Origin of the sequence: Photobacterium sp. Hal280 (assembly GCF_037162255.1) — a bacterium.
Taxonomy (GTDB): Bacteria; Pseudomonadota; Gammaproteobacteria; order Enterobacterales; family Vibrionaceae; genus Photobacterium.
Map to the genome: position 1 here is coordinate 1,454,318 of NZ_JARLUO010000005.1, position 16,446 is coordinate 1,470,763.

Annotated in this window: 12 protein-coding genes and 2 pseudogenes; 7 read left to right on the forward strand and 7 right to left on the reverse strand. The window is 53.9% G+C overall.

Annotation, left to right across the window (positions count from 1 at the left end; translation table 11 throughout):
* The first annotated feature begins 117 nt into the window (after positions 1–117).
* A complete protein-coding gene (locus P4S53_RS16165; RefSeq protein WP_337113464.1) occupies positions 118–2,793 on the forward strand; it encodes a cation-transporting P-type ATPase in 2,676 nt (891 codons plus the stop codon).
* 33 nt (positions 2,794–2,826) lie between these two features.
* On the opposite strand, the gene P4S53_RS16170 is transcribed toward P4S53_RS16165, so the two are convergent.
* The 6 genes and pseudogenes from P4S53_RS16170 to acsA all read right to left on the reverse strand — a co-directional run bounded on the left by P4S53_RS16170 (position 2,827) and on the right by acsA (position 8,067).
* Entirely contained in the window at positions 2,827–3,072 is a 246-nt protein-coding gene (locus P4S53_RS16170; RefSeq protein ID WP_337113465.1) for an acyl carrier protein, read from the reverse strand.
* Positions 3,069–4,322, reverse strand: coding sequence for a dihydrolipoamide acetyltransferase family protein (locus tag P4S53_RS16175; RefSeq protein ID WP_337113466.1), 1,254 nt, complete (start codon positions 4,320–4,322; stop codon positions 3,069–3,071). The genes P4S53_RS16170 and P4S53_RS16175 overlap by 4 nt, the downstream gene beginning before the upstream one ends.
* On the reverse strand, positions 4,319–5,302 hold the full coding sequence (locus P4S53_RS16180; RefSeq protein ID WP_337113467.1) for an alpha-ketoacid dehydrogenase subunit beta: 984 nt from the start codon (positions 5,300–5,302) through the stop codon (positions 4,319–4,321). The genes P4S53_RS16175 and P4S53_RS16180 overlap by 4 nt, the downstream gene beginning before the upstream one ends.
* A gap of 22 nt (positions 5,303–5,324) precedes the next feature.
* A complete protein-coding gene (locus tag P4S53_RS16185; RefSeq protein ID WP_337114512.1) occupies positions 5,325–5,882 on the reverse strand; it encodes a thiamine pyrophosphate-dependent enzyme in 558 nt (185 codons plus the stop codon).
* A 74-nt stretch (positions 5,883–5,956) separates the two neighbouring features.
* Positions 5,957–6,313 (reverse strand): annotated as a pseudogene (locus tag P4S53_RS16190) (thiamine pyrophosphate-dependent enzyme); the annotation flags it as partial.
* Positions 6,310–8,067 carry an acetate--CoA ligase gene (gene acsA / locus P4S53_RS16195; RefSeq protein ID WP_337113469.1) on the reverse strand — a complete coding sequence of 586 codons (1,758 nt, stop codon included), beginning with the start codon at positions 8,065–8,067 and terminating at the stop codon, positions 6,310–6,312. The pseudogene P4S53_RS16190 and the gene acsA, both read right to left, overlap by 4 nt.
* A gap of 263 nt (positions 8,068–8,330) precedes the next feature.
* Here acsA and P4S53_RS16200 point away from each other — a divergent pair.
* The 6 genes and pseudogenes from P4S53_RS16200 (at position 8,331) to P4S53_RS16225 (ending at position 15,186) form a co-directional block, all read left to right on the forward strand.
* A pseudogene (locus tag P4S53_RS16200) lies at positions 8,331–9,001 on the forward strand (ABC transporter ATP-binding protein).
* Complete coding sequence (locus tag P4S53_RS16205) at positions 8,982–9,590, forward strand: hypothetical protein (RefSeq protein ID WP_337113470.1); 609 nt, start codon at positions 8,982–8,984, stop codon at positions 9,588–9,590. Before P4S53_RS16200 ends, P4S53_RS16205 begins: the two are co-directional and overlap by 20 nt.
* Entirely contained in the window at positions 9,572–11,446 is a 1,875-nt protein-coding gene (locus tag P4S53_RS16210; protein WP_337113471.1) for an ABC transporter permease, read from the forward strand. Before P4S53_RS16205 ends, P4S53_RS16210 begins: the two co-directional genes overlap by 19 nt.
* Positions 11,395–12,558, forward strand: a complete 1,164-nt coding sequence (locus P4S53_RS16215; protein ID WP_337113472.1) for a lipocalin-like domain-containing protein — start codon at positions 11,395–11,397, stop codon at positions 12,556–12,558. Before P4S53_RS16210 ends, P4S53_RS16215 begins: the two co-directional genes overlap by 52 nt.
* A gap of 178 nt (positions 12,559–12,736) precedes the next feature.
* On the forward strand, positions 12,737–14,941 hold the full coding sequence (locus P4S53_RS16220) for a colicin E3/pyocin S6 family cytotoxin (protein ID WP_337113473.1): 2,205 nt from the start codon (positions 12,737–12,739) through the stop codon (positions 14,939–14,941).
* Entirely contained in the window at positions 14,941–15,186 is a 246-nt protein-coding gene (locus tag P4S53_RS16225; RefSeq protein WP_161459512.1) for a DUF7683 domain-containing protein, read from the forward strand. Before P4S53_RS16220 ends, P4S53_RS16225 begins: the two co-directional genes overlap by 1 nt.
* A 128-nt stretch (positions 15,187–15,314) precedes the next feature.
* On the opposite strand, the gene cra is transcribed toward P4S53_RS16225, so the two are convergent.
* Positions 15,315–16,298 (reverse strand): catabolite repressor/activator, encoded by a 984-nt coding sequence (gene cra, locus P4S53_RS16230; RefSeq protein ID WP_337113474.1) that lies wholly within the window; start codon positions 16,296–16,298, stop codon positions 15,315–15,317.
* Between the last annotated feature and the right edge of the window lie 148 nt (positions 16,299–16,446).

The window sequence follows — 16,446 nt, forward strand, 5'->3', positions numbered from 1 at the left end:
GCCATTAATGGGGAGAGGTTGAGATATCACCCATTAGCTTTTGCCGGTTTTTCAGGAGACGCTCATCAGACAATGCAACGTATAGCAGCAAGCCGAACAAAGAGGGAATGGCATGAAATGGCATCAGCAGACGCCATTGAGGCCATGAGCTCGTATAATAATGGCCTCTCTTCTGAAGAAGCGGCAAAACGTCTGTCCATTTATGGCCCGAACCGTTTGCCAGAGCCCCCGAAGCCACACCCTCTGCATCGTTTTTTGATGCAGTTCCATAACATTCTTATCTACGTCCTTCTGGGCTCTGCTGCCATGACGGCTATGCTCGGGCATGTGGCAGACACGTTTGTGATCCTTGCTGTCGTCATTGTGAATGCGGTCATTGGTTTCATCCAGGAGGGGAAGGCCGAACAGGCGATGGATGCCATTCGTCATATGCTGGCATTGAGAGCATCAGTGCTGCGAGAAGGGATGCGCCATACGGTCGAAGGCGAAAAGCTCGTGCCCGGAGACATCGTACTGCTTGAAGCCGGAGATAAGGTGCCCGCCGATCTTCGGCTTTTGCAGGTGAATAGCCTTCAGATTCAGGAAGCAATACTGACTGGCGAGTCTGTTCCCGTGAAGAAAGACACACGCGCGGTTGCAATGAATACCGCTCTTGGAGACAGAGTCTGTATGGCATACAGCGGTACGCTTGTGACCAGCGGACTGGGGTGGGGGATTGTGGTTGCTACCGGGGCGGACACGGAAATTGGCCGTATCAGTGGCATGCTTTCAACTATTGAAACCTTAACCACGCCCTTGCTCAGGCAGATGGATGTGTTCGCGCGATGGTTAACCGCCCTGATTTTGTTAATCGCCGCCGTGGTTCTGGCCTACGGGTATTTTGTTGGCAATTATTCCTTCTCAGAAATGCTGATGGCTGTCGTGGGGCTTTCAGTCGCTGCTATCCCAGAGGGGCTTCCGGCGGTGCTGACCATCACGCTGGCCGTTGGCGTGCAGAACATGGCACGCCGTAATGTCATTGTCAGGCGGTTGCCGGCCATTGAAACGCTTGGGGCGGTATCGGTCATTTGTACGGATAAGACGGGCACACTGACTTGTAACGAGATGATGGCTGTTTCTGTCGTGACCGAAGCTGATGTTTTTTCACTTGGAGGGATGGGGTACGAGCCGAAAGGTGAAATCTGGTTAGATGCAGTGGCAGTCCGTGCGAATGAACATGTCATCCTGAATGAACTTGGGCATGTCGCCGTATTGTGTAATGACGCCTCTTTACATCATCACAACGGGTCATGGGGTGTCGTTGGCGACCCGATGGAGGGCGCTTTGCTTGCCCTGACCGGTAAAATGGGCATTGATATTCAGGCGGAACTCGGTGACTGGATGCGGACCGATGCCATTCCCTTTGATGCTAAGCACCGCTTCATGGCTACACTCAATCATGACCATGAAAACCATGCGTTTATTGCGGTAAAGGGTGCACCGGAGCAAATCTTTTTGATGTGTGCTCAGCAGCGCACAGCAGCTGGAAAACGCGAAGCCTTTAATGCCAGTTACTGGCATCAGCAAGCGGAAGACATTGCCGCTCAAGGACAGCGTGTATTGGCCTTTGCTGTTAAATCCGTGCCGCCGGATCATACCGTTCTTGAATTCACCGATGTTGAGCAGGGCCTGACATTGATTGGTATTGTTGGCTTGATTGACCCGCCGCGTCCTGAAGCCATTGACGCGATTGCAGAATGCCGGACTGCCGGTATCCGGGTAAAAATGATTACCGGTGATCACAAGGGCACAGCCGCCGCGATCGCGAAAAAACTTCATTTGCAAAATCCTGACAAGGTGTTGACGGGTGCTGACTTGAGTGACATGGATGATGATGCGCTGGCGGCGGCTGTGATTGAGACGGACATATTTGCCCGCACCAGCCCGGAGGATAAACTGCGGCTTGTGATGGCACTGCAATCTCATGGGATGACCATTGCGATGACAGGTGACGGCGTCAATGATGCGCCTGCACTCAAGCGTGCCGATGCAGGGATAGCCATGGGGCTCAAAGGTAGTGAAGCGGCGAAAGAAGCCGCCGAACTCGTGCTGGTTGATGATAATTTTGCGTCTATTGTCGCTGCGGTTCGTGAAGGACGAACGGTTTACGACAATATCAAAAAGGTCATCAGTTGGACACTGCCGACTAATGCCGGAGAGGCTTTGACTATCATGGTGGCATTGCTCTTTGGGATGACAATGCCGATAACGCCCATCCAGATTTTATGGGTCAACCTGATCACCGCGATTACTCTTGGGATAGCCCTGGCTTTCGAGCCAACGGAAACCAACACCATGAGCAGGCCACCGCGTCCGCGAAATGAACCATTACTGAACGGAGAATTGGCATGGCGTATCGTTTTTGTCTCTGTCCTGCTGCTTGGGGGCGTGTTCGGCATGTATGCTTACGCTGTTGAGCAGATGTATTCTTTAGAACTCGCGCGCACAATGGCACTCAATACATTAGTTGTCATGGAAATATTCCACCTGTTTTTCATCAGAAATATTTATGGAACATCGTTGAAATGGGATCTGATCGCCGGCACCAGGGTTGTCTGGCTGACTGTGATTTGTGTGACAGTGTCACAGGTTGCGATAACCTATCTGTCACCGCTGCAGGTGCTTTTCGGCACAGTGGCGATTTCGTTCTGGGATGGGGTGATCATTGTCGTCGTCGGCTGTGTATTTTTTGCGATTCTCGAGATCGAGAAGCAGATCCGCCTGCACTTACATGACATTCGCACAGAACAGTAAGTGTAATGAAAAAGACCTGTCTGCCTGGCAGCACTAAGCCAAGTGGTCATTCAGATAGTCAACCATGGCCGTAAACGTTCTGACGCGTTGATAATCCACTTCCGGAATGTTTACCCCGCAGCTTTTCTTCAGTGCAGCCAACAGGTTAAGAAAATCCATTGAGTCGAGATCGCATGTGTCGCGCAGATCTTCATCCGGGGCAATGTCCGCTTCGGTGATTTCCGGCGCGACACTCTGTATGGCTTCCAGAATCAGGGTCCTGATGTCGTCGTTGTTCATAATTGATCCGGTTGTTGTAATTGCTGAGACAGCGCATGAAGAAACTTGGCGCCTTGGATGCCGTCGCTGACCCTGTGGTCAGCACTGAGCGTGACTGTCAGGGTATCGCAGATTTCAATCTGATTGTTTTTCACCTGCGGTGACTGACGCAAGCGGCCAAAACCCAGGATCGCGACCTGCGGCGGGTAGATGACGCCAAACACCCCATCACAACCCCGTTCGCCGATACTGGTCATCGTGATGGTGGCATCGGTCAGCTCAGAGCTGCGAAGCCGGCCGGTCCGGCTGCGGAGACTGATATCCCTGAGTGCCAGCATGGTGTCATTGAGCGAAAGCTGGTCAGCGTGATGAATGGCAGGCACCATCAGACCACCTTCCCGCAGGCTGATCACTGTACCGATATGAACAGCCTGTGCCTGATCAAAGCCCCCATTTTGGTAGAACCCGTTCAGTGACGGAAAGTGAGGCAGAAGCGTAGCGACGGCCCTGATGAGCAGAGCCGGTAACAGCAGGCGATCTTCAGGGTCCCGGCCGGCATTCTGATCGTTCAGCCATTGCTGTGCCGTGCTGAGATCGATGTCATGGCTCAGATAGTAGTGAGGAATTTCCCGTTTGGATTTTTCCATCGCAGCGCCAATCGCTGCCCGCATGGCGGCTTGATTGCGGCGGTTGGCGTCAGTGTCTGTCGTCACGGCTGTCGATGATCTCGCTCGCGGTGCTGCGTCACTGCTTTGCTGGGCCTGATGCGCCTTGTTCAGATCCCGCAATAAAATGGCGCCGGATGGACCAGAGCCTGTGATACCTTGCAGATCCAGCTGTTGTTGTCGCGCCATTGTCCGGACAACAGGCGAGGCTAGGGGAACGCTCGTCTCGGAGCGTGCGGAGGCAGCTTTGGCTTGATCGGGTGCAGGGACGGGAGTTGCCTGAGGTTTATCTTGTCTCTGGGGCGATAGCTGTTCAGGTGCCGGTGTCTCGTCACTTGTGCCTATGTCTGTTTCAGCGTCGGGGTCGATGTTGGCCAGAATGGCCCCGACAGGCAGGGTCGTCATTGGCTGTACCAATAGCCGGCTGATGGTGCCGGTGTGGTAGCTTTCCATCTCAATGGCGCCTTTATTGGTTTCAATCACGGCGATTGAGTCACCTTTGTTGACATGATCGCCCTCTGCAACCAGCCATTCAGTAAGCATGCCGTCACGCATGTCGGCACCCAGTGAAGGCATCACAATGTCGAAGGTTTGGCGAGTCATCATCGACCTTCCATCACGGCTTTGGCCGTCGCGACAATCTGCGCAACCTGAGGCAGGGCAGCCTGCTCCAGATGCCGGGGATAGGGAATCGGCACTTCCGCACTACAGACCCGTTTGACCGGCGCATCCAGATGCCAGAATCCCTCTTCCATGATGATGGCACTGATTTCACCGGCCAGACTGCCGGTGTGCCAGCCTTCATCAATAATGACGGCGCGATGAGTTTTGCTGACGCTCTCCAGCAATGTGACTTTGTCCAGTGGGCGCAGACAGCGCAGATCGACCACTTCCGCAGAGATCCCGTCTTGTTGCAGTTGTTCAGCGGCAGTCAGCGCTTTCGGGAGGTTGCCCCCATATGTCATTAGACTGATATCGGTTCCCAGGCGGCGAATCAGCGCCTTGTCCATTGGTGCATCAGGGTTTTCAGGCACTGAACCGGGTTCATTGAGCAGCATGACGTGCTCAAAAATCAGGACAGGATCCGGATCAGCCAGCGCTTGTCCCAGCATGTATCTGGCATCACTGTGAGTGGCCGGGCTCAGCACTTTGAGGCCGGGGATATGGGCATAAAAATTTTCCCAGCTGTGTGAGTGTTGGGCGGCCAGTTGCCTGCCAGCGCCGCAAGCCATGCGGATCACCAAAGGGACGTTGAACTGACCACCCGACATATGACGCAGGGTCGCAGCCGTATTGACAATTTGATCCATCGCCAGCAGGCTGAAGTTCACCGTCATGATTTCAACAATCGGGCGCATGCCACCAAGCGCCGCGCCAATGCCGACACCGACAAAGCCGGACTCGCACAGTGGCGTGTCGATAATGCGTTCAGCCCCGAACTGGGCCAGCAGTCCTTTACTGACGGCGTAGCAGCCGCCGTAACGCCCGACATCTTCACCCATCAGGAAGACTCGGGGATCCTGAATCAGTGCTTCTTCCAGACCGGCGCGTAATGCTTCCCGGTAGCTCATCGTTTCTGAAACCATCTTGGCTATCCCCGCAAGTCGATTAACTGTTTGTCTGCCGGGGGCTATAGACATCCCGATACAAATCTTCAACCAGTTCCCACTCCCCGGCTTCAGCAAAACGGACGGCAGCCTGAATTTCCTTTTCAACGTCTTTTTCTATTTCATCCAGTTCGCTGTCCAGTAAATGGCTGTTGTTTCTCATCCATTGCACCAGTTGCCTGACTGGCCCTTTTTCTTCCCACAGAGCAATTTCTTCTTTTTCACGGTAGAGCTGACTGTCGAAGCTGGAGTGACCACGAAAACGATACGTTTTGCATTCGAGCAGGTAGGGTTTTTGATGCTTGTGAATGAACTCCGTCGCTTCAAGGGTGGCAGCCTCCACATCGACCACATTCATGCCGTCCACCTGTGCGGCGGCAATCCCGTAACTATCGGCTTTTCTGGCGATATTGGTTTCTGACTCAGACAGGGTCAGGGCGGTGCCCATGGCATAGTTGTTGTTTTCACAGATAAATAACACAGGTAACTGCCATAAAGCCGCAAGATTGAGGCTCTCATGAAATTCACCTTCAGCAACGGCGCCTTCACCAAAAAACAGGCCGTCAGCATCAGGCGCTGCATTTTTTTATTGGCCAGCGCCAACCCCGTTGCCAGAGGGAGCCCGCCACCGACAATGGCATTGCCGCCATAAAAATGCGTGGCCCGGTCGAACAGGTGCATCGACCCGCCGCGTCCGCGACTGCATCCTGTGGTCCGGCCGTACATTTCAGCCAGGATGCTGCCCATGCTTACCCCGCGGGCCAGTGCATGGCCATGTTCCCGGTAAGTGGCAACCACCTGGTCATCGGCGGTCAGTGCGCTCATGACACCAACTGCCACGGCTTCTTCACCGATATAGAGATGCAAAAAGCCCCGAATTTTCTCGAGTGCATAAAGTTCGGCACATTTTTCTTCAAAACGGCGGATCCTGAGCATTTGTTTGAGTTGCTGCAGCAAGTGAGCACGGTTGATATGGAGTTTGCTGATCATTGCTCATCACTCTCCAGAGTTGAGATATCGCCTTCAGGCAGCCCGAGTTCACGGGCTTTCAGCAGCCGGCGCATGATTTTTCCGCTGCGGGTCTTCGGCAGGTTGCGGCGAAAAACAATGTCTTTAGGCGCCACGGCAGCCCCCAGGCGCTGGCGGGCAAAACCCAATAAGGTTTTTTGCAGTGCTTCATCGGGTGTAAAGCCGGGTTTGAGTGTCACAAAGGCTTTGACGATTTCACCCGCGACGGGATCCGGTTTACCGATAACACCGACTTCCGCCACGGCTTCATGTTCCATCAGAGCGCTTTCAACCTCAAATGGACCGATCAGATGTCCGGAGGACTTGATGAGATCATCTTTGCGTCCGACGAACCAGAAATAGCCGTCTTCATCCTGCATCGCCAGATCGCCGCTGAGGTACCAGCCGTGAGCAAAGCTGCGCTGGTATTTTTCTTCCTGATGCAGATAGCCTCGAAACATGGATGGCCAGCCGGGCCTGAGAGCAAGTTCGCCAACTTGCATTGGCGTGGTGATCACTTCGCTCGATCCGTTATCATTCTGGCTGAGTATCGCCGCCTCGATACCGGGAAGCGGACGGCCCATAGACCCGGGTTTGATGTCCTGACTGGCGAAGTTGGCAATCATGATGCCGCCGGTTTCTGTCTGCCACCAGTTGTCATGAAAAGGGATAGAAAAGACGGTCTGGCCCCAAATGACGGCTTCAGGATTGAGCGGTTCACCGACACTGGCAATAAAACGCAGGGCAGAAAGGTCATACTGATTTCGAATATCGGTGCCAGCTTTCATCAGCATCCGGATAGCGGTTGGCGCGGTATACCAGACAGTCACCTGTTGTTGCTGGAGCAGGTGATACCAGCGCTCTGTGTCAAACTCGGCCTCGTCGATGATCATTGTTACACCTAAGCACAATGGGGCGATGATGCCGTAGGACGTGCCGGTGACCCAGCCCGGATCGGCCGTGCACCAGTAAATATCTGAGGGTTTCAAATCCAGCGCCCAGTAAGCCGATAACTGGTGGTACTCAACGGCCTGATGCACATGGATGACACCTTTCGGCTTGCCGGTCGTCCCGCTGGTAAAGTGCAGCAGCGCCATGTCTTCGGGTTGCGTGGCGACGCAAGGAAAGTCGGGATTGGCTTTTTGCATGAGCTCTGCCAGACAGTAACAGCCGGGTTCGGATTCAGGGTCGCCGTCAATGACAATGACAGCTTTCAGACTTGGCAGGGTGTTTCGCCACGGTTTCACTTTTTTGCGATACAAGCTAAGGGTCGTCAGTAGTAACTGGGCTTCACCGATTTCCATACGGGAACGAATGGGTTCAGGACCGAAAGCAGAAAATAGTGGCGTAAAAACACAACCGGCTTTTAAGGTGCCAAGCGCTGCAATGTAGAGTTCTGGCTGGCGTCCGAGCAGACTGAAAACACGCGCACCTGTTGGTAATCCTAAGACTGGGAGTATGCTGGCAAAACAGCTGGTGAGCTGGCACAGAGCGCGATAACTGAAGTCGGTGACCTGATCATTTTTACTGATCCAGCGTATGGCGAGTTTGTCAGCGACAGGGCTGTTGAGGTGGCGGTCCAGCGCTTCAAAGCATATATTCAGACCACCGCCAGGTAACCCGGCCAGTTGAGGCCCGCTAGGGCAAGCACGATCAAATTCATCATAACACTGCCGGTAATTTGCCAGATTGGCACACGCAGCCGTTGCTGATTTCCTGATGAGTGGATTTGCCATTTCTGTTACCCCTGTATCAGTCCGGCAGAGCTGATGCCACTTCACGCTGAACATCGATGTTGCTGTTTAAGGATAGTTTGTTTCGTTGTGAGGGGATGGTGACCCGAATGAGACAAGTCAGCACTTTTAAACACCAATCGGATTATCAAGCCTTGTACTACACTTAGCTCCTGAATCCATTCTTTGAAAACAGATTGATTTCAGGCTGATAAGCAGCGGTTTACTTTACAATGGAGGTCTGCATTGTGTCCGCGGAGGGAGGAATGCTGCGACTTGTCGAGCTCTGCAAAGGGTATCAGGATGGCAATGAGTTTCATTCTGTGCTTCAGGGCGCCGAACTGACACTGCAGCGGGGTGAACAGGTTGCATTGATGGGGGAAAGCGGGTCAGGGAAAAGTACATTGCTCAACCTGATTGCCGGGCTGGATAAGGCTGACCAAGGGGAAATCTGGCTGGCAGAGACCCCGATTCATGCCGTCACCGAACGTGAGCGCACTGCTTTTCGCCGTCATCATATTGGTCTTATCTTTCAGCAGTTTAATCTGCTTCCTACCTTAACAACGCAAGACAATATTGAGTTCTGCCGTCAGTTAAAAGGCTGGCCGGAAAAGCCTGAATTGTGGCGAACGATTGTCTCTGCACTGGATTTAAAACCTTTGCTGAAACGGTATCCTGAGGAAATGTCGGGGGGCAGCAGCAACGGGCGGCCATTGCACGGGCCTTATACATGGAACCCGACATCCTGCTGGCTGATGAACCGACAGGCAGCCTGGATGAGCGCAATGCCCGGGCCGTCATGGGCTTGCTGACCGGACTTTGTGAGCAACTCAATTGTTCTTTACTGCTGGTGACTCACAGCAAGCAGGTTGCTTCCCATATGAACGGCAGCATCGTGCTCAAAGGGGGCGTACTGAATGCGCAGTCCCGTCTTTAATGCGTTGTGGGGACATTACCGGCGCCACCCGCTGCAGATAGTGCTCTTGCTGCTCGGGTTGATGATGGGGGTGGCATTGCTCGTGGGTGTGCTGGCGGTCAATCAGCAGGCCAAGGCGAGTTACAGGGCTGGCGAGATGTTATTCGATAATCCGTTTCAGTATGCCATCCGGCATCATCAGGCAGGCATGACTGTGCCCCAGGGCTTTTATATTCAGCTGAGACGGCTGGGGTATCAGCAATGTATCCCTCTCGACACCCACAGGATTCAGACGGCCGAAGCCGGTGAGCTGACGCTGGCTGGTATCGACCCGTTTGTGATGCTGCCGTTCACTCAGTCCAATGGTCAGGTGACAGGCACACTGTCCCTGACACAAAAGCCGTATCCGATATGGATAAATCGCGAACTGGCCGTGATTAAAGGACTGAAGGCAGGTCAGCTACTGACGCTGGATTCTGGCGCTGCAGTCGGACGCCTGGTGCTGGTGGGAAACAACCGGATTCAGGGCTCCCGCTTGCTGGCGGACATGGGGCTGGTCAGGCAGTTATTCCCCGATCTGGGTTTACCGCCGTGCTGTGCGGTGCATTGAGCGCTCAGGAGCAACAGGACATCAACACCCTGCTGCCTGGTGGTTTGATCCTGACTGAAAATGACAGTGCGCAGCTGGAGCCGCTTACCCGGGCATTTCACCTGAATTTGTTTGCCATGGGGATGCTGGCTTTTGTTGTCGGGCTATTTATCTTCTACCAAGCCATGTCATTGTCGTTCACCCAGCGCCAGTTTCTGGTTGGTTTGCTCTGTCAGGCCGGCGTGACGGGCAGGCAGCTGGCGAGCGCCTTGTGCGTTGAAGTGGTCATCTGGCTGATGATAGGCGTCGCGGGCGGTAACCTGCTGGGATTGTTTCTGGCCCGTCAGTTATTGCCTTCTGTCGCCGTGACACTGAGTGATCTCTATCAGGCGAATATTGCGCTGACAACAGAATGGCACTGGCAATGGGGCGCGCTGAGTCTGGTGATCGCGGTTCTGGGCACTCTGCTGGCCTGCGGCTGGCCGTTAATGAGGTTGATTCGTACCCCACCGATCAGGCTGACGGCGCAGATGACGATGGTTCGGGGCAGCTGGCGAGAGTTTATCTGGCAGGCTGGTATGTCCGGCGTCTTTATTATGGCTGCTGTCCTTGTTTATTTTGCCGATCACAGTCAGTTTGCCGGCTTTGTGCTGATTGGCTGTCTGCTAGCGGCGGCGGGTTTGATCATGCCATTTCTGTTGTGGGCAGCATTCAAAGCCATTGCCAGATGGCTGAAGTCGCCCCGGCTGCGCTGGTTTTTCAGTGATGCAGCCGCCAGTCTGAGTTACCGGGGTGTAGCGGCGATGGCGTTTATGCTGGCGCTGGCAGCAACAATCGGCATGGATACCATGGTGGGCAGCTTTCGGCAGGCCACTCAGACCTGGCTGGGCCAGAGGCTGGCTGCCGATATCTATGTGCAGCCTGCCACAGCTCAGGCCGCAGGCATCGCAAACTGGGCCGCGGAACAGCCTGAAGTGACCGCGGTATGGTGGCGGTGGCGGCAGGAAGTCCCCGCCGAGCTGAAAGAGCACACCTTGCAGGTGCTCAGTGTTGGCCGCTCCGAGGGTGAAAAACAATCGCTGCCCATGAAGCAACATATAGACGGCTACTGGTCTGCGCTGCAGACCAACGGCACAGAGAAAGTTTTTCTGGCCAGTGAATCTCTGGCACTGAAAAGGGGATGGCAGCCCGGCCAGCGCGTTGATTTACCGTTAAGGCTGGGAGAGAACTGGCTGATGGCCGGGATTTATTATGATTACGGCAACCCATACAGCCAGATTTTTGTGTCTGATGAGCAATGGCACCGGCTGTTTCATCAAGATGGCAAAGTCAGTCTTGCCGTCCACCTGGACAACAAAGATCGCACATCCGCGTTTCAGGGCCAGTTGCAGGAAACATTCGGCCTGAAGCCCAATCAGGTTCGCGATAACGCGCAGATTATGACCCAGGCACTGGCAGTGTTTGACCGTACCTTCGTCGTCACAGCCACCCTGGGTAAACTCACACTGCTGGTGTCCATCGGTGGCCTGTTCATTGCGACAATCGCGGGTGAGCTCTCGCGCCAGAGGCAGTTTGCGCTATTACGTTGTATGGGTATGACAGGGAAAGAGCTGGCCTTACTCGGCGGCGGGCAGTTAGCAGCGATTGGTGTGCTGACGGCAATGATTGCACTCCCTCTTGGCTTGCTGCTGGCACAGTTGTTGATCGATGTAGTGCTTAAGTATTCCTTTGGCTGGACCATGCCCGTGAAGTTTTTCCCGCTTCAGTACCTGCTGACACTCGGGACGGCGCTGACCGCATTGCTGCTGGCCGGTGCCTGGCCGGTGTGGCGTCTGGTCAAGCGTTCCGCCATGCTGTCGCTCAGGGAGGCATTCTGATGGGGGCTGATACGTTGTTTCAACGACTTCTCTGTGTTCTGTACCTCTTGTCAGGGATAACAGGGTGCGAACCGATCGGGCCTGAAAACCGGACTGCGGACATTCTGTCGCAGCAGAGCCAGACGGGTTTTGAACAAGTCTTGCCCGGTCAGCCTCTGGTGTTTCCGAGAGATCACCTGAGTCATCCGGGGTTTCGCACCGAATGGTGGTATCTGACGGCCAATCTGGAAACCGAGCAAGGTCAGTGGATTGCGGTGCAATGGACGTTATTTCGCATTGCCGCTCAGCCGTTTTCAGGGGCTGAAAACGCCACAGGCTGGCAAGATACACAGCGGTTTATGGCACATGCGGTGGTGGCCACGGCAGAAAAACGCTGGCAGGCTGAGCGCTTTGCCCGCGGCGGCATTGGTCAGGCCGGTGTGGAAGACAAACCATATCGACTTTGGCTGGACAACTGGCGCTGGCAGGGGCTGGACTCATCACCGTTTCCCGGTACTCTGACGTTTGCAGATGCCAGTACAGATGCGAATATGGCCGCAACGCTCAATATCCGGAGCTATGGCAATCTGGTCAGGCAGGGTGAGGCGGGTTACAGCCAGAAAGATCCCACGGATCCGCGGCTGGCGTCTTACTATTACAGCATGCCGTTTTTGCTGCTGGACGGGGTTGTGACACTCGACGGCGTGCCGATGGTGGTGAAAGGTGAGGGCTGGTTTGATCGCGAATGGAGCAGTCAGGCGATGTCTGAGCATCAAACCGGCTGGGACTGGTTTTCTCTCCATCTGGATGACGGCCGCGCACTCATGCTTTATCAGCTCCGCAGTACGCAGCATGATCCTTTTGTCTTCGGCAGCCTGAGCTGGCCGGATGGCCGTTCAATCGCCCTGTCTTCTGATCAGGCTTCGTTGACACCGATAGCGACCACGACACTCTCCGGCAGGGAATTTCCGACCCGCTGGCATTTGCAAGTTCCTGCACAGCAGATCGATCTCGATGTACAGGCGCAAAGGGAAGATCAATTACTGCCGTTTCTTTTCCCGTACTGGGAAGGCCCGGTAACCGCGTCCGGCAGCCATCAAGGACAAGGTTTCATGGAACTGACCGGGTATTGATAAGATAACGCCTTAAACAGCCACCCTTCATTCCCGCACCCCAAACCGGCAATTCGCAACCTGAAAACTGTTATTTCCACTGACAAACCCCCGCAAAAACCGTCACACCGCAACCGCTTCCCGGTGGTAAAATCTTGCACAAAATCTTTGATAGACCTGCTTTTTTTCAGGAGGCATTGTGAGTGCGGATGACGATTCAGTGAAGCGACGGTATCCAAAGGCGTCTTATGCGCCCCTTGAGGATGACGCCACCCTTACGCCTCCGCCGCCGGTACGGGAAGACCCGGAGCCAGTGGCACAGTTTGAGTACAGTTTTGATCTGTCCTGTTCGACTGAGTCATTGCACCAGCACAGCACTTGCGAATTTGCGTTAGGCAACACCGAAGCAGAAGACTGGCGGGCAAACTGGCAAATCAAACCGGTTGAACAGGGCTATCGCCATACCACGACAGTCAGGGTTGAAGAGCCGAAGCATTTGTACGTGATCCGCGCCGGTTCATTGCTGGGCGTCACCCCGGTTGAGCCGGTGACCGTTCATCCCAAAGGAGCCGGTCAGGCCCAGGATGCTTTCGTCGCTGTGATGCCTGCGGTAGAAATTGACGGGCGCCTGGGCCACCCCACACAGGGTTACTTCTACCATTTCTGTGACGGCAAGCTGGTGCAGGAATACCAGATTCTTGGTCATCAGCGCTGGGCATTTCAGGCAACGCATGCCTCTCATGAACAGCTCAGTGATGCGCTTTATCAGGGCGTACAGAGTGCGATTTTGCTGCCGTGGAAGCGAGGCGATCAGAAGGCAGACAATCAGTATCTGGTCTATCGCCGTGAGCGGATCACTCGTCTGCACCTGGATAATCTGAGTGAAGACTGGCTGGTACAAAACGGCGTGAAAATCGACCTCGGTGCGTTGCTGGATGCCATCAAAGAGCCTGTCGTTAAGCGGGAGAACAAGAGCAATGAGCTGCATCAGGCTGAGTCAACAAACTCTCATACGGTACAGCGTGATCCGGCCACCGGACAGCGGGAGTCATGGTCTGAGATTGCACAGCAATACGGCCTCACCTCCCGCGAATTGCTGGATTTGAATCCAGGTTACGAAGAAAACCCCTTGTTGCTGGAGGCGGGGCACATTCTGACAGTGCAATCACCGGATGCTGTGGCTGTCTCTGAGCCGGTCAGAGAGCGTCCGCCGGTGCCGCCGTCAGATGTTAATCAGCCACTTAACGCTTGCTATCACTATGACGGTTTGTGTATTGAAGACACCAGCGTTGTCCCGATGTCCTCCAGCGGGCTGGCGGCAGATATTCCTGTGGTGCGCATCAAGTCGTTAGTAGCGCCGGTGTTTGCCAAGTCCTGTGACGTCCCGCAAGGGTGCACAGACGCAGGTACATCGCCAGAGCCGATCACCAATTTCGGGCCGTTCTCGTGGTTTTTCAGCTCGGCTCATGCCAATCCAATCGCAGTGATTCAGGCGCAGCAAGCCACCCAGACGGCACTTGCGAGCAGTGCAGGCGGCGCGGTTGGCAACAAGGCACTCAGTTCGGCTAATAAGGATGCCGCTAACGCTCTCACCAGGCTGACCGGTAAGCTTGGCAGTGTACTGGACGACTACCGTTTGATGACCTCAGGCGGGATTACCTCAGTGCTGATGATGCAGCAAAAAATCTGGCACGATGACGACACCCAGCATACCGAAGAAGAACTGCACAACCTGGAAAGCGTGCAAAGCCGGATCCGCATCCACCTGACCGATCCGGCCCCGGGCGAGTCTTACCCGCAGGTTCGCGCGTATCACATGGATGACACCCGCATTTCGGTGCGCTATGTCGGGCTGGATCAAAAGAACAACCACTACTCAGTTACGCTGGAGGAAAACGGCCCGCATATTACCTGGATACCAAATGAAGCGGGCAAGCCAGCGTGGCAACTGACCCCGGATCATGATGATGGTTTTGAGGTGGATGATATTCACACCACACCCATCTCAGATATGCCAACCCCGACCGTTGAAACCTTTCCGGCCACAGAAGAAGCACACTGGCGTGATGCGATTCTGGTGTTTCCTGACGGTTCAGGGATTGCGCCGATTTATCTGGTATTCAATAAACCCTCGGGTGATTTAAAATATATTCCAGCACCAAAGGGTAGTCCGCCTCTACCTGCTTTTCCTGATGCAGTCAAAGCCAAAAAGAAAACGGCAGTCAAAGGTGGAGGAAAACTTCGTGAGCGCTGGAAGGATAAAAAAGGGCGGATTTATGAATGGGACTCGCAGCATGGTAAGGTTGAAGTTTACACTAAAAATGGTAAGCATTTGGGTGAATTTGACCATATCACTGGTGAGCAGACTAAAGTGGCTGACCCATCTAGAGAGGTTGAAAAGTAATGAAAGTTGTCGTGGAAGCATTTGATAAAGAGTCTGAATTGTTGGTTTTTGAGATTGAAATTGAAAAGTCACATTTAGATAAGATAAAGCAGATAGCTGGCTTGACTGAAGATGATATGAATTTTTTACTTAGTGGCGCTGGTGGGTTTGATCTGTCGGCCGATCAAGTAAAGGAGATAGAAATGGCCACAAGTAAAGCCATTTATAGACTCGACTGTGATTTTCAGCTTGGAACCGGTGCATGATCTATTTTCCTTACAATTGAATGTTCTAAATCGATATGGGTTTGGTTTACCCTGCTTCAAATCTGAATAATCATCGCACTGCACGCCACAATTGGTGAATTCCATTGATTGTGGCGTGTATTTAACCCTCAGCGAATTTTTAATTGCCGCGGAATCACTTCGACGCCGGGGCGGTATCGTCCTGCGGTGGCATTGAGCGCCAGTTCCAGTGCGCTGTCTGCAATCTCTTCAAATTGCTGTGGCAGAGAGTGAATACGCATCGGCAGAAAATCCAGCAATCTGTGATCACCAAAGGTCGCCAGTTGGGTGGCGGCCATCAGCTCAGGGTGGGACAGAAAACAGTCCAGCATGCCTTCAAATAAGGCGTAGGAGGTGATGAGTATGCAGTCCGGCACCTGATCGTCGTCAATCCAAATCTGCAGCAAACGCTGGCCTTCTTCAGGGCTGAAGTGAGTGCCATACAGTGTCTTCACCGCTATGTCGGGCCGGTGATCACGGATGGCGGCATGGAATCCCATTTCTCGCTGTTGTGAAATCCCCAGATCCGGCACGGCGCCAATCAGGCCAATAGTAGCCGTGTCCGCTTTTATGAGCTGCTCGGTCAGCGCATAAGCACCGTCGTGATCTTCACTGATCACACAGGCAAAAAACTCATCATCCAGGCCACGGTCAATGGCGATCACCGGGACACCGGCATCCTGAATCTGGCGATAAAAAACATTGTCAGCAGGCAAGCTGCTCGCCACAATCAGGGCATCGATACGGCGTCCGACCAGCGTCTGCGCCACTTTCATTTCTGTCTCTGGCTCATCGTCAGAGCAGCTGATAATCACCTGGTAGCCGGCTTTGCGTGCGTCACGTTCAAGAAGCTTGGCCAATTTTGCGTAACTGGAGTTTTCCAGATCCGGGATGATCAGGCCCAGCGAACGTGAGCTGCCTGCCCGCAACGCGCTGGCCGCATGGTCGGGTTTGAAGTTGTGTTCATCGACCACGGCCATGACTTTTTGCTGGGTCTTTTCACTGATCCGGTACTGGCTGGCTTTGCCGTTAATCACATAGCTGGCCGTCGTGCGGGAAACGCCCGCCAGTCTGGCAATTTCATCTAGCTTCATCGTGTCTCATTCACTCGAAAATCAGGCAAAGTGTGTGGTGGATCATAGATTGAAAACGGATCCAATGTCCATTGTTTGCAATTCTTGCTGAATCGATCCAGCATCATAGCTGAAAGGTTTCAGCACTGTCTTCTCAGATATTCTATAC

What these genes read in the sequence shown, in the direction of transcription:
- P4S53_RS16175 (WP_337113466.1), bottom strand. Translation starts at nt 4,322, where the DNA reads ATGATGACTCGCCAAACCTTCGACATTGTGATGCCTTCACTGGGTGCC.
- P4S53_RS16205 (WP_337113470.1), top strand. Translation starts at nt 8,982, where the DNA reads ATGCGCAGTCCCGTCTTTAATGCGTTGTGGGGACATTACCGGCGCCAC.
- P4S53_RS16165 (WP_337113464.1), top strand. Translation starts at nt 118, where the DNA reads ATGGCATCAGCAGACGCCATTGAGGCCATGAGCTCGTATAATAATGGC.
- P4S53_RS16180 (WP_337113467.1), bottom strand. Translation starts at nt 5,302, where the DNA reads ATGGTTTCAGAAACGATGAGCTACCGGGAAGCATTACGCGCCGGTCTG.
- acsA (WP_337113469.1), bottom strand. Translation starts at nt 8,067, where the DNA reads ATGGCAAATCCACTCATCAGGAAATCAGCAACGGCTGCGTGTGCCAAT.
- P4S53_RS16225 (WP_161459512.1), top strand. Translation starts at nt 14,941, where the DNA reads ATGAAAGTTGTCGTGGAAGCATTTGATAAAGAGTCTGAATTGTTGGTT.
- cra (WP_337113474.1), bottom strand. Translation starts at nt 16,298, where the DNA reads ATGAAGCTAGATGAAATTGCCAGACTGGCGGGCGTTTCCCGCACGACG.
- P4S53_RS16170 (WP_337113465.1), bottom strand. Translation starts at nt 3,072, where the DNA reads ATGAACAACGACGACATCAGGACCCTGATTCTGGAAGCCATACAGAGT.